This is a genomic window from Bacillus sp. EKM208B, assembly GCF_011800725.1.
Lineage (GTDB): Bacteria > Bacillota > Bacilli > Bacillales > Bacillaceae > Bacillus > Bacillus velezensis.
In genome coordinates this window covers 1-12499 of record NZ_JAANHO010000021.1, presented here as the reverse complement: position 1 = coordinate 12499, position 12499 = coordinate 1, and the positions used below count along the sequence as shown (strand labels likewise).

The following is a 12499-nucleotide window of genomic DNA, read 5'->3' as shown; positions in this document are numbered from 1 at the left end:
GAGACGTGGCTTTGTTTCATACCGTAATATGCTTCAGCCAGTTTAAAATGAAACTCCGCTCTCTCAATTTCATCATGCACATGAACGAGTTGTTTTTCAGCCTCTCTATAAAAGCCGATAGCCTTTACATACTGCTTTTGATCAAATTCATACATGCCGCGGAAAAATAAAGAATAATAGAACAGCAGGCCGGAAATTCCTTTATTTGATGCTTCAATTTTTTCCAGCAGCTCGTCAATTGTCAGTCTCACGCGGGTAGTCACCGGTTCTAAATAATCCAGCATAAGCTGATGGCGGAATTTCATGAGGGTGTAGTAAATCAGTAGATACTCGTCTTCTTCCATCTCATTTATTTCTTGTTCCACTTCCGCTTTCAAAATCTCCGCATCCGGAACACTGAACTGACGTATCATTTTGTACCATTCATTAATCTTAACGCCAACCTCCGATGATGGTAAAACAGAACTCACTAGGCCACTCCTCCTTTTATATAATATTCTAACATTTCCATAATATGTTTGGACGAAAAAAAACCGCAATCATTTTTGCGGTTTCGCTTCATGTAGCTATTTAGACTCATTTCTAAAGAATCATTTAAGTTTAACAAAACATGTTATTGATCATGTTCCTTTTTAACATGGTAAAATTTAGTCAACAATTTCATTAGGAAAGGATATAATTATGAGAGTTTTTGAAGCAGATACTCTTCTTTCCGCCGCAAAGCAACGCGCAACCGAATACAAAGAATTGCGCAGACAAATGACGAATCTAAAAAAAGCATTACAAGGCATGGCTGACCTCAGCGACAATGATTTTTCGGGCAAAGGCGCTGATAACATCAAAGCTTTATTTCAAGATCATGCAGGCATCACCAATGAATGGCTTGAATTGACCGACATGAAAACCTCTTTTCTAACAGTGATTTCCATCACCTTATACCTTTTCTCTTTATTTTGTGCCAGGTATTCTTTTGTTAATTGCCAGTATTATGATGATCGCAAAACAAAATAAAAATAGTAATGTTATGTCTGCCTAAATTACATAAAAACAACAAAGCCGCCAATTGTTAAATGGTGGCTTCTTCTTTAACTTACCCTTTTCCATCGTTATAATTGATTATTTTTGAGTATTTTGATATATCATGCAGCCACTAAACAAAAAGTGGTGGCGATTTTGGAAATGAAAAGTCCAACAGCGCCACCACGTGTTCAAATCATATAATTTTCGTCAAATCAAAAATCTTAATTACATACGGATGCTACTTGCGTAACGTTTTCCACCCTCTTTGGAAGTGTAATACTCTCTAGGAACATTGTGTCTATTGGTAGTATGGTAACTCACAAGAATCTTATAATTAGCTCGACTAGTAACAATAGCGGTGTGCTCCATCCAACCATCAGGAAAAGGAAGACCTACTTTATTCCGAGTATCATAATGATATACATCACCAAGCGCAATGTTCGAATAAACGTCTTTTACAGTTTTCATTTTTATGCCGCCAGCTTTTAAAATATAGTTTCTAAAAGAACCGGCATTGATCCATGCATTTGTATAAGGCTTCCACTCTTTAAAATAAGGCATTGAACCCGCTCTTAAAGCCTGAGATACAAAGTTAGTACAGTCTCCATTTTTATAATATTTATAATTTTTATTTGGAGACAAAGCATATTTGTCAGCATATTGCATGGCTTTCCAACGATTATACCCTTTTACAGCTGATGCAGATACTTCCGACTCGTTGAACTTTGCTGGTTCAGATTTTTGTTGCGTTGACAGTTCTTTATTTTCTTCAACTTCTTGCTTGTAATTCTTTAGAAACTCGTCCAATTTTATATTTGACGAATTGTCACCTTCATTCTCAAAATGAAGCGCAGAAGATTTTTTTGTCTTAGGTGTCACTTTGCTTTCTGATGAAAGACTGTGTTTCTTGGAAACATTATTATTAGAAATTTCCAATTTAATATTGTCTCCTAATCCTGTATCTACTTTTTCTTCACCAAAAACAAAGTTTCTAGCAATATAGGCCTCTACAAATGTTTTATTGTTTTCTTCATAAGTAGTGACATCACTAATTTCATATGTGAATTCATGCAGCTTTTGTTTGTCAACTGTGGTGAAAGCATAAAACAATAAAACAGCTTCATCAGAATCAGTTAATTTTGAAACATCTTTATGAGCAAGTGGCTCATTGTTTTCAAAATCTCTTTTTTGTTGTTCTAACATTGTATTAAGCTCTTTCAAACCAACATCATTCGATACATACGTTTTACCTTTTTCTTCATTTTCAGAAGTTGCGGCAAATACATGATTCGACAAAAACAGTAAAGGTAACAGACAGCAAAATAAAGAAGTCAACACTACTTTTTTCATAACACCCTCCACGTTTTCAGAATATAGGAAACTTTGATCATTTACACCAATTGAAATATGGCATAAAATACATGTAATAATATAACATAAAATCAAATACAATAAAAGGAACAGGAGGAAAAAATGAAAAAAATAACCAAAATATTTCTTTCCATTTTAGCAACAGTATTAATCATATTAATTTTAATGCCTCCCCTTTCACCAGTTTTGTTCAATACTTCTTCAGAAAGAGGAGCCATAAGACACGAAATCTATAAAATGGGATACCCTTATCAAAGCTATTTCACAATCCTTCAAAAAAGGGAAAGTGATAAATCATCAGGAAGTCTTTATTCTTTGATGTTATTTAATGCTTGGAAAAGTGAAACTGGTCAAACTCCTTATCTCTGTTATTCAAAGCAAGTAACGGAGGACGAATACAAAGTCGATTGCGGAACAGCACCTTAATTAGTTAAAAGGCCCTCTCATAGAGAGGGCCTTTTTTTACTTTCGTTTATTTTACAGTTGCGCCTGTGGACTTCGCAGCATAGATATTTACCTTTCCGAACTGAGCTGTCTTGATCGTGTAGACATCCTTTTGCGGGTTCGCAAGAATATCGTATTTAAGTCCGCCAAATTTTTTTGGACGCAAATAGTTTATTTCGTTCCCTTTAGCCGGAGCTTTGTTAGTCGGATAGATGCGCCATGAATCGGCAGAAGCCGGAAGGTAAACGTATTTTTTACCGCTGGATGACGGCTTAGAAGAGCCGGATGATCCTGTAAGCTTCAGCACTTGGCCAACTGTGATTTTATTCGGGTCTTTGATGTTATTCCATTTCTGAAGGTTTGCCATGCTTATGCCTGTTTTCTGTGCAATGACAGAAAGGGCATCGCCCTTCTTGACGATGTACGTCGTCCCGCCTGTCTTGGTTTCTGTTTTTGGTGGTTTGGGTGCTTTTTTACCCCCAAGACGTTCTAATTCTGCAGCAATGGCCGCCTTCACTTGGTCCCAGCGTCCCTCAGATAAAATGCGGTGCGGGCAGTATTTTCCGTTCCAGTCCTGATGCTTTCTGATTTTGTCAACGCCCCATCCGCGCTCTTTAAGAAGTTGCGCTACAAACTTGATAGCCAGCGCCTCTGCTGCCCGGTATCGTGCGCCACCTGACTTACTGTAGCAGATTTCCACACCGATAGACTTACGGTTCCCGATCCCATTTGTACCGTCGCCAGAGTGCCATGCGTTCCGGTTCAGCGGAATTCCCTGAATCACTTCTATATCATCGACAGCAAAATGATAGCTTGTCGATTCAGTGTTACCAGTCATATAACTGATTTCATTGGCGGCTGATGCATCGTTTGCCGTATTATGAATGGTGATGTACTCCGGCGTCATCGGATTCGGACATTTCAGAGCATATTTCTCAGATTCTACCATTCTTTTTTTGACTGCAATTGTCATGAAAAATCTCTCCTATTCTGTTTTGAAATATAAAAAGGCCGCCTAACGCAGCCCTTACTTGGTCAAATCGTGCTGTTTTAAAACGGCTCTTTGCTTATGACCTTTTTCAGTCACATAGTTGTTTTTGAACCATGTTACAAGCGTAGTGATGATAGTAAATATTACAGAGCCGGCAGTGTACAGCGCATCAGCAAGCTGATTCACTTGTGCATCTGTGATATCCAAAGGTGATTTGTCAAACATCAGCATTGTTTGGTTAATAAGCGCAATTAAAAGAAGCACCGTCCGGACGACCGTGCCTTTGTCAAATTTTTTCATATATTTTCCTCCTTATCTCTGCAAAACAGTATAAAAAATAGCGATTGCGCCGCCAATAATGCCAGTGCATACCGCTGTAATGATAGCGCCAGTGATTGTGCGCTTGATCCAAGTTGTGTTCTCTTCGATCTTGTTGAGTTTTTCGTTTAATGTCATGATCTGCTGGTCTTGCCTATCGGAAACGCGTTCAAGAACATTTACGCGCTGTTCGATTGCTTTCTGACCTGTCTTCATTTCCATTATCTCTTTTTGTAATACATGCACATCTGGTACCTCCGTCACTTCTGACATTAGTACGCCCCCCCTTTTATTACATCGTTTTCACCTCCTGTATGAGGCAATTAAAAAGGACAGCCGCTATTTTATGAGACGGCTGTCCCTTTTACGGAAAAGTTCCCATTATTTAAAGCGGTAATCTCCATCACGATCTCTTTGAATCCTGTAATATCAAAAGTCCAAGCTTCTGACTTACCGACTGTGCTTATAGCCAGGGTGCCATCGTCAACTTTTTGGCCGCGCAGCGGGCGTTTTGTTCCTGAAAGAGATTTCCCCCAGAACTTCAATTCACTTGTAACAGCTGTGCCATAGACTTCAATCAATAATGTTTTAAAGGAACCGACTTTCAAAATATTTCCCTCACCCGGGGTCTCCACTTTGTCATGAAAAACAATATCGGCTGTTTTAGCCTGTACACTTTCAAAATCAGCCGGATTAATCGCGATTCCTTGGGTTTCTACCTTTAAGCGACCTTCTTTGGTTACATTGCTTGATGTAAATTCAAGCGGGAGTGGTTTTTCTGATTTAATTGAGACTGAATCCCGAATCTTCACATCCGCTACATCCACAATATGAGATGTGGCTTGCTTTCGAATTCCGTCTATTTGCGCGAGATATGAGTCTGAAGATGCCGCATCACCGTTTACTAACAGCTCTTCAATATCAACGGCCGCACGTTCAGCGAGCATCTGCATAATTGTATTTTGCAGTCCCTCTTTTTCAATGTTGTTTTCAAGTGTGTCGTAGGTGATATTTACTTCTGCAATGACTTCTTTTGTGCTCAAGCTGACAGTGCTTGTTGTCGGAGCAACCTTTTGATCTTTTGTCAGCGAAACACCTTCCTGGGCAGCCCTGAGAATCCGCTGCCCAAACCCGATCTTCTCAATTTTTTGCGTATCATGATCCATAGGAATGACACGCGCCTCATTTAAGATAGTCGGCGCATCTTGAACCATTCGAATAAATGCATTTGCCTGTGTTGGGTTCATCATGCCGCCGCTCTTTAAGCTGGCAAGCGTCATCTCTGCCTTTTCAATTACCTCTTGATTTCTCATGTGATCCTCCTTGTGTTTGCCGCTTCTGCTTAAAGAAGGCCGGCCCAGATTGATTTTTTAACATCTGCGGTTTCCTGCGTGGTCTCTTCTTGTTTTGAAACGCCGCGGCTTTTTTCAATGGCATCAATACGATCAGCGAGCGGTTGAACAGCGTCTGTGATGGCTTTTTTAAACTTCTCAGCCTCTTCTTCCTCAGCTGCTTTTTCCTCGTCTTTCTTCTTTTTAGGATCTTCCTCTTTTTCCAATTCCGTGAGCCGCTTCTGAATTGGCTCTAACGCTGCTTCGATGGATTTTGCTACATCCTCTGCGTTCATTTCTTCTTCCTCTCCTTCCGTCTCCACCTGACTCAGCAAGTTGCCGAGAGCGGTATGAGCGCTTTTAATTTCTTGTAAGCTTGAAGCCGAGAATTTCCGTCCGGCCTTTTGCAGCTCTTCCGGCTTCGGCCCGATCGCTTTTAGAATGTCATCGGAAATCAATACATCCTGAGCGATATCCACGAAGTCTTGCAGAGCTTCTTTGATTTTTGCAGGGTCATTTTCCATCTCTCCGGGATAGTCCCATTTGAATAAAGCTGAGTTTAACGCATCTTGTGCGGCCCAAAACTCACGGCGTTGGCGCCCCTCGTCATATTTGTCCCGAACCGCGCCCTTGGCCACACTGGCATTAAAAAAGTTTTTGACCAAATTAAAAAGCCCTTTCTCGTGGTTGTCCTCTGGAGAAACAGGCTTTTCTTCTTGTTTTGCGATATCCGCGATGCCGGCCATTGAATAACCGGTAATCTCGCCTTTCTTAATTTCCTCCCATACTTCCTCGGAGGCTTTTGTCACAAGGACCCAAGATCCTTTTTTGATGGTTTCACCATTCATTTCAAAATCAGCAGGAGCGACATAAGATTCAACCACTTCACCAACGCCGCCCTGAAAGTCATGTTGCTTGTCAATTTCACGAGCATCTTTCAGGAAGCCGTGAGCGGCCTTCTCAATTTCTGCAGCTGTCATGAAATCCCCGTGAGCATCCACTGTGTCCGGTTCATAAACGATACCGTAAACGAGTTTTTGCTCGTCTGCTTCTTTTGCAAGGACCTTGACTTCCTTTTGAAAGTCCGGCTGTTTTTCTGATTTCATAAAAAAGAACTGCTTTTGATTAGCAGCCTTGTCTACATAAGAAACATGTGTGATTTTTGCGTTTATCAGTTCTCTTGGCATTTGTTCTTCACCTCCCTTCAGGAAGTTTTTTATTCTAATAATTTTAATTGTAATCTTAATTGTATAAGTGATTGACTGCATTTGCTAAAATAATCTTGTGCATCTCTCATAGTAAAATCATTTATCGAATGCTTAAGAGATAAGTAATTTTGATTCCCCATCGCTATTTCACCTAAAGCAAGCAGGTCCATTATAGCTTCAACCAGATTATCTTTTACCAAGTTATTGTTATATAAAGAAATAACAAAATATGAAACTTCCGGATATTCATTGGGTTGACCTAATTCTTTTTGAATACTATTGAGTTCTTTAATAAACAAATCATATACATATCTCATACCATATGCAGGATTTTTTAGAGATTTAATTCTCACCTTCTCAGCTTTGTTTTTAAAACGTCCCTGAAATTTAAGTGTTTTTGTTTTATTACTTGTTTCTGTTTTTTCTTCAGGTTTTAATTGTTCTGAAGACTCAACTTTTATTTGTTCTGAAGACTCATCGTCATTCTTAAGAACTTCATTTGTTTCCTCTAAGTTTTTATCAATGCTCTCAAAAAGTTTTGCTATTTCTAATTCAACACCGCCTACTCGAAGTGTAATTAGCCTATTTAATAATAACTCATTTAAACTTTTTTTAAGTAATAGCACAATTAAAACAATCGCCAAGGGCCAAGAGGTTAGAATCATTTTAAGCAATTCATATAAAGCTTTGGATCCTTCTTTTAAAATACTTACTGTTAGCATCATCCATTGATTATCCATAATATACCTCATTCTCTAAACGTAATGAGGACATTATACTATTTTATTCCATGTTTGCTAAGGCTTTTCCACGAATCTCTTCTTTTTCCTCAGCTGACAACCCTAAAATCTCGTTATCTACTACAGGCGATAGAACGCAGTGACAACTAACCCGCTCAGCAGCGGAAAGCTTCGTGTCTCGCGGATACATACAGGTTTCGCTGCTTCCTGGTATCTTGAATTCTTCATCAACACCAACAATTTTGCCGTCGAGGTCTATATGATTCTCACGCGGATTGTTCTTCTTCCCTCCGCTGTGCCTCCATTTCTTCTTAGATACCGCCGGGGACTGTGCATAAGATTCATGCTGAGCTGCAGAGGAAGCGGCAAGCACCTCGGTTATGGCCGTCGTCCGGGCTCTCGGTCTATCGAAATGCGGCATGTCCTTCAGAGTCAGTTCAATCTCCTGGATAGATGAGCCTGAGTCAATGGCTTCTGTCAGCACCGTTTCCACCGCCTCATGTGTGTTGAGCTGCATAATCTCGGCCAATCTCTTTGACCAATCCTTGATCCAGTCGATCGAGCGGGCGGAAAGAACTTTGAACGGAACTTCAGGATCGATTGAATCCATTATGACAGCGGCCAGCTCTTCAAGCGTCTGCTGCAGAAAATCCTCGGTCAGTTCCTGGAACTCTTCCTGAAAATCATCCTCTGCGAAAAGGTTCTGCGTACAAAACACCAGAAGCTCCTGTAACGTCTCTGAATCAGCTTTGCTTACAAAGCCGTTCAATCCTTTTAAAAACCTCTTACGCTGGCTCCTGAGCAATCTAGCGATGCCTTTTTCATAATCCTCTACGTAACGGGGTATCTTAGAGAGGCCGGGGAAGTCAGGAATCGTCTCCACAAACTTCTGGCCTTCGCTTTCCTCGGCTTTTTGAATAAATGAGTTAATACTGGCCAGCAGCTTATCTGTTTTGTTCATTCTTCAAATCCTCCAACACATCTCGCATATCTTTCAACACCCCGATCACATCCGGTGTGCCGCCCTTGGATTTAAACAGAGCCGTAAAAGGATCCTCAGCAGGTGTTGATTCGTTCTTACCAATTGGCCGATTGTATTCTTCCTCCGGCCATTCCTCAAGCGTTTTGCCGAGCACGCGCCCGGCCAGATCCCTCAGATCGTTAGGTGATACAGCACCAGCCGTAATGAAAGGAGTCAGCACTTTTGCAATTTCAAGCGGATCCTGAAAGTCCGGGCCTTTCAACTGCAGCTCTACTTTATGAATTTCAAGATCATTTAAAAATAACGCGTTCAGTCTGCCGGTAAGTACATTTCGTTCCGGCTGAAAGACTTGCTCTTCAGTAATCTTTCTGGCCGTGTCAGCTGTCGCCTTGTTATAGTCCTGGGCTTCGCCAGTATAGAGCGGCGGCAATCGGAAAGCAGAGCGGATTTTATCCCGGCTCTTTTGGTCATATTCCAGGAACAAAGCATCTTCCTGAAGAATCTCGGCCAGTGACTTGATGTCCACTTTGACCGGTACGATTTCTTCATCACCATGAATATTCTTCCCTTTGGCTATCCCTTCCGCTTCGAGCAAAAGAAATTTATGTGAGTTTTCCACGCCTTCAAGGCCGTTCATATAGTCCTGCAGCTGTTTATACGAATCCTCCGAGAGCATTCCGTTCTCGATCGTAATAGCAGCGGGAACATGCCGGCCCTGTTTAAAGTACATGAAATTCAGCTCTTCTGCTTTGCGGGCGCCGTATAGATTGACAATATAACCATTGGTTAAGAATTTGCTTAGAAATTTTTTCCATAATGATAGGCGGGACACTCATTCCACAAACATACTGGGTGTTAGCGCCCATGAAATCATAATCCAACGGGAACGACTGCATTAAGATGATATCCCGTTCAGAGATATAGTAAGGTTCATCATAACGTATGAAAACAGAGTTACTGGCCAAAGCGTGTAAACCTAAATTATGCTGTTATGAACCGTATAGAAAAAGGTACTCGCCCTATTACTGATTCAGAAATTATTAGTTTATCTAAAGTATTGGATGTCTCTACAGACTACCTTCTAAAAGGTGACTCCCATGACTCAAAGATAGATGAACTCTTAAATGACCCTGAAACCTTAATTGCTGGCCGTGACGGAAAAATCACCAAGGAACAAGCGAAAGAGCTTTTAGAGTATCTTCTCAAAAAAGGGTTCGATGAATAGCAGACTATCATTCTTCACTTCTTAATTCTTAACTTCTTAATTCTTCTTCTGGTAAAACATTTGTTTAGCATTTGTTTAACAAAAAGAAAATTAAGTGTTAAATTAAAAATTTTCAGCCCCGTGAAAACGTAGAATTACCAAGGCTTTGCGGTAAGCGTGTACTGTAAAATAAACTGTTCACTAATAAGTAAATTGATTGAGATATAAAGAAAATCAAAAGGGGGACAAAAATTGTTTAAGAGGTTGGGGACTTTGCTATTGATTGCTTCGCTCGTGTTGCTCACAGCCTGCAAAAATAGTGAAGAGTCTTCTTCATCTTCCGGGAACAAAAACAGTGTTCCTGATAACAGCTCGTCGGAGAGTCAGGATATTTCCGAAAACGGGCCCAACGAAGTTGGAGATGTATATGAAATTGATGGTGGAACAGCAAAAGTAACGGCCATAAGCAATAAAGAAACCACAGCTAAATCCGGCCCTATGCAACTTACTGTGAAAAGAGTAATTGCAGCGGTGGCTAATGAGAAAACGCCTTTTATTGAACTTGAACTGGAAGCGAAGAATACATCTGATGGAGTAGTAAATTTCACACCAGATAGTATAAAACTTGCTACAAGCACCGGAGTACAAGTTGAGGAACCTTCTCTTGATGAAAGTGACGACCTTCTCGGAGAGTATATTGGGAAAGTGAAAGACAGTGGATCTGTTTTTTATATCTTTCAAAATGAAGAGGATATAGAAAATTTAGATTCAATTCGTCTAAGGGTTGCATCCCCAAGCGATGAGAATGCTACAGCACTAGGGGATAAGATGGATATAAAGATTAACTTAGAGCATTAAAATGAGCCTGCTTTTTCAGGCTTTTCTTTTAAACAAAAAAACCGAACATAGGTTTGTAGTTACTGCAGGAGGATTTATTTTGTTTCAACTATCATTACTTGAAGAAAGAATTAGATCTATTTATTCCGGTATAGGAATTACTGAGCCAGGAGCTGGAGACTTAGAAAAAATCGCAGATCGATTAAAGATATTAATTTACTACAAAAATGAAAAGAGTGTAGCTGTGAAATTACTGGGGATGGCTTGTATTATCCTTGATTCCCGTATTTCTAAAAAGAAGCAATGGGAAGATTTTTGCCATGAACTCTGCCATCACATTAATCATGTCGGTGTTCAATACAAGATCCCATCCCTATTTAGAGAGCTGCAGGAGAATCAGGCAAATGCTTTTATGTATCACTTCGCAGTTCCCACTTTTATGTTAAAGAATCTCGTTTTACCGGCCACCAAACGTGAGGCAATAACCTACATATCCAACTTATTTCAAGTTACGTATCCATTCGCAGAGACACGCCTGGATATGTATCTTCGTAAGCTATTCAGTTTTAAATATCATGCTTTCCTAACTCAAAAATTAGAAAAGGAGAAGTTTGTCTATGCCGAGTATTGAGAAAAGAGGAGAAAAATCGTACCGTCTCATTGTTGAGGTAGGGACTAAAGGAAAAAGAAAAAAAGAAAAAAAGTCTATTAGGATTGAAGATGAAAAATTATTAAAATCACCAAAAAAACTTAGGACTTTTTTAGAAAGTGAATGGTATAAATTCAAGGCTGAAATTGAAGCCGGCACTTATATAAAGCCCCAAAAAAGAACATTCAATATGTTTGTAGATGACTGGGAAAACAAATATGCAATGAGTCACCTCGACGGGAAAACAATTGAAACCTATAACTATATAATGAGTAAAGAAATTAGGCCATGGTTTGGTGATATGCATTTAGAAGATATTCAGCCAATCCATATTCTGAATTTTTTAGATGACTACAAAAAGAGTAATGAAAAAATCTCATCTTCAAGTATTCATGCCCGTTATCGAATTATTAGAGACATATTGGGAAGAGCTGCTGAGTGGAAGATAATTGGTGAAAATCCGGCTTTAAATGTTAAGCGGCCAAAACAAGAATATAAAGAATATGAAATATATACAGAAGAAGAAATCAATCATATTTTTCATCTGCTCGATGAATATGCTCCTCTGAGAAATCGGGTGTTTATCAAATTTGCAATTACTGGAGGGTTTCGTAGAGGCGAGTTATTAGCCATAGATGAATCTGACTTATTCTTTGACACGAATCAGGTTAGAATTGATGAGTCTTTGCAATATACAAAGAAACACGGATACAGATTTAAGGCTCCGAAAAATAAGTCATCTAGGACGATTACATTGCCGGCCTCTGTTATGCAGGAAGCTTATATTTTATTAAAGGAGATAAAGAAAAACAGACTTCTATTAGGTGAGCTGTGGGTTGGATGGAAAGAAGACAAAAATAAACTCATGTTGTTTGGAGCGGATAACGGTAAGCCACAGTATCCCACATCTCCAAATACCTGGTGGCAGAAATTCACTAAAAGACATAACATAAAGCCGGGACGGCTGCATGACTTGCGACATACACATGCAACCATGTTAGTTAACCAGCTTGGTACAGTACCTGGTTTAAATATAAAAGATATCTCTGAGAGACTTGGTCATTCAAATATACAAACAACCTTAAACACATATACTCACAGTAACAGACAGGCAGATGCATTGGTGGCAGATGCTATTGGAAATATGATTTACTCAGAGAATATAAAAACTGGGACAAGTTAAAAGGCCGATTTGATAATCCGTCCCCCACTCGTCCCCAGCCTAAAAATATAAAAACTAGGGCAAGATAATAGGTGCGATTTGATAATTCGTCCCCAATTCGTCCCCAACCTATTTTTAGACAAAAAAATAACAGTTCCATAACGCGCGGAAACTGCTTCAGATCAACGTATTTAGATAAGCTTCCAAGCGGGCTCGAACCGCTGACCTCTTCCTTACCATGG

General features: G+C 39.7%; 14 protein-coding genes and 3 pseudogenes. 6 read left to right on the top strand and 11 right to left on the bottom strand.

Features of this window, described 5'->3' with window-relative positions:
• On the bottom strand, positions 1 to 470 hold a 470-nt coding region (locus G9F75_RS19605; protein WP_185156497.1), incomplete at its 3' end, for a response regulator aspartate phosphatase.
• A 211-nt stretch (positions 471 to 681) separates the two neighbouring features.
• Here G9F75_RS19605 and G9F75_RS19600 point away from each other — a divergent pair.
• Positions 682 to 918: pseudogene (locus G9F75_RS19600) on the top strand (T7SS effector LXG polymorphic toxin); the annotation flags it as partial.
• A gap of 327 nt (positions 919 to 1245) precedes the next feature.
• On the opposite strand, the gene G9F75_RS19595 reads toward G9F75_RS19600, so the two are convergent.
• On the bottom strand, positions 1246 to 2370 hold the full coding sequence (locus tag G9F75_RS19595) for an amidase domain-containing protein (RefSeq protein ID WP_021494569.1): 1125 nt from the start codon (positions 2368 to 2370) through the stop codon (positions 1246 to 1248).
• A 123-nt stretch (positions 2371 to 2493) separates the two neighbouring features.
• Here G9F75_RS19595 and G9F75_RS19590 point away from each other — a divergent pair, with 123 nt between their 5' ends.
• Positions 2494 to 2817, top strand: coding sequence for a hypothetical protein (locus G9F75_RS19590; RefSeq protein ID WP_021494568.1), 324 nt, complete (start codon positions 2494 to 2496; stop codon positions 2815 to 2817).
• Between the two features lie 46 nt (positions 2818 to 2863).
• Here G9F75_RS19590 and G9F75_RS19585 read toward each other — a convergent pair whose 3' ends face one another.
• The 9 genes and pseudogenes from G9F75_RS19585 to G9F75_RS20200 form a co-directional block, all read right to left on the bottom strand.
• Positions 2864 to 3808, bottom strand: a complete 945-nt coding sequence (locus G9F75_RS19585) for an N-acetylmuramoyl-L-alanine amidase (RefSeq protein ID WP_021494567.1) — start codon at positions 3806 to 3808, stop codon at positions 2864 to 2866.
• Positions 3809 to 3862: 54 nt separating this feature from the next.
• Positions 3863 to 4126 (bottom strand): phage holin, encoded by a 264-nt coding sequence (locus tag G9F75_RS19580; protein ID WP_021494566.1) that lies wholly within the window; start codon positions 4124 to 4126, stop codon positions 3863 to 3865.
• Between the two features lie 12 nt (positions 4127 to 4138).
• Positions 4139 to 4417: a hemolysin XhlA family protein gene (locus G9F75_RS19575; protein WP_103527204.1), complete on the bottom strand. Its 279-nt coding sequence runs from the start codon at positions 4415 to 4417 to the stop codon at positions 4139 to 4141.
• Between the two features lie 71 nt (positions 4418 to 4488).
• A complete protein-coding gene (locus G9F75_RS20205; protein WP_080656647.1) occupies positions 4489 to 5457 on the bottom strand; it encodes a phage major capsid protein in 969 nt (322 codons plus the stop codon).
• Positions 5458 to 5486: 29 nt separating this feature from the next.
• Positions 5487 to 6662: an XkdF-like putative serine protease domain-containing protein gene (locus tag G9F75_RS19565; protein ID WP_021494564.1), complete on the bottom strand. Its 1176-nt coding sequence runs from the start codon at positions 6660 to 6662 to the stop codon at positions 5487 to 5489.
• Positions 6663 to 6691: 29 nt separating this feature from the next.
• Positions 6692 to 7423: a hypothetical protein gene (locus G9F75_RS19560; protein ID WP_021494563.1), complete on the bottom strand. Its 732-nt coding sequence runs from the start codon at positions 7421 to 7423 to the stop codon at positions 6692 to 6694.
• A 43-nt stretch (positions 7424 to 7466) separates the two neighbouring features.
• Complete coding sequence (locus G9F75_RS19555) at positions 7467 to 8384, bottom strand: phage head morphogenesis protein (RefSeq protein ID WP_021494562.1); 918 nt, start codon at positions 8382 to 8384, stop codon at positions 7467 to 7469.
• Positions 8368 to 9186: pseudogene (locus tag G9F75_RS19550) on the bottom strand (phage portal protein); the annotation flags it as partial. The gene G9F75_RS19555 and the pseudogene G9F75_RS19550, both read right to left, overlap by 17 nt.
• Positions 9125 to 9370 (bottom strand): annotated as a pseudogene (locus G9F75_RS20200) (hypothetical protein); the annotation flags it as partial. The pseudogenes G9F75_RS20200 and G9F75_RS19550, both read right to left, overlap by 62 nt.
• A gap of 26 nt (positions 9371 to 9396) precedes the next feature.
• Between G9F75_RS20200 and G9F75_RS19545 the strand changes: the two are divergent.
• The 4 genes from G9F75_RS19545 to G9F75_RS19530 all read left to right on the top strand — a co-directional run bounded on the left by G9F75_RS19545 (position 9397) and on the right by G9F75_RS19530 (position 12278).
• Entirely contained in the window at positions 9397 to 9630 is a 234-nt protein-coding gene (locus G9F75_RS19545) for a helix-turn-helix transcriptional regulator (protein ID WP_258030542.1), read from the top strand.
• A 231-nt stretch (positions 9631 to 9861) separates the two neighbouring features.
• Positions 9862 to 10467: a hypothetical protein gene (locus tag G9F75_RS19540; protein WP_021494559.1), complete on the top strand. Its 606-nt coding sequence runs from the start codon at positions 9862 to 9864 to the stop codon at positions 10465 to 10467.
• A 79-nt stretch (positions 10468 to 10546) separates the two neighbouring features.
• Complete coding sequence (locus tag G9F75_RS19535) at positions 10547 to 11077, top strand: ImmA/IrrE family metallo-endopeptidase (RefSeq protein ID WP_021494558.1); 531 nt, start codon at positions 10547 to 10549, stop codon at positions 11075 to 11077.
• A complete protein-coding gene (locus G9F75_RS19530; RefSeq protein WP_021494557.1) occupies positions 11064 to 12278 on the top strand; it encodes a tyrosine-type recombinase/integrase in 1215 nt (404 codons plus the stop codon). The genes G9F75_RS19535 and G9F75_RS19530 overlap by 14 nt, the downstream gene beginning before the upstream one ends.
• Positions 12279 to 12499: the final 221 nt, after the last annotated feature.

Coding starts and splice junctions, on each gene's coding strand:
- G9F75_RS19530 (WP_021494557.1), top strand. CDS start 11,064: ATGCCGAGTATTGAGAAAAGAGGAGAAAAATCGTACCGTCTCATTGTT.
- G9F75_RS19575 (WP_103527204.1), bottom strand. CDS start 4,417: ATGTCAGAAGTGACGGAGGTACCAGATGTGCATGTATTACAAAAAGAG.
- G9F75_RS19590 (WP_021494568.1), top strand. CDS start 2,494: ATGAAAAAAATAACCAAAATATTTCTTTCCATTTTAGCAACAGTATTA.
- G9F75_RS19585 (WP_021494567.1), bottom strand. CDS start 3,808: ATGACAATTGCAGTCAAAAAAAGAATGGTAGAATCTGAGAAATATGCT.
- G9F75_RS19555 (WP_021494562.1), bottom strand. CDS start 8,384: ATGAACAAAACAGATAAGCTGCTGGCCAGTATTAACTCATTTATTCAA.
- G9F75_RS19595 (WP_021494569.1), bottom strand. CDS start 2,370: ATGAAAAAAGTAGTGTTGACTTCTTTATTTTGCTGTCTGTTACCTTTA.
- G9F75_RS19565 (WP_021494564.1), bottom strand. CDS start 6,662: ATGCCAAGAGAACTGATAAACGCAAAAATCACACATGTTTCTTATGTA.
- G9F75_RS19545 (WP_258030542.1), top strand. CDS start 9,397: ATGAACCGTATAGAAAAAGGTACTCGCCCTATTACTGATTCAGAAATT.
- G9F75_RS19580 (WP_021494566.1), bottom strand. CDS start 4,126: ATGAAAAAATTTGACAAAGGCACGGTCGTCCGGACGGTGCTTCTTTTA.
- G9F75_RS19560 (WP_021494563.1), bottom strand. CDS start 7,423: ATGGATAATCAATGGATGATGCTAACAGTAAGTATTTTAAAAGAAGGA.
- G9F75_RS20205 (WP_080656647.1), bottom strand. CDS start 5,457: ATGAGAAATCAAGAGGTAATTGAAAAGGCAGAGATGACGCTTGCCAGC.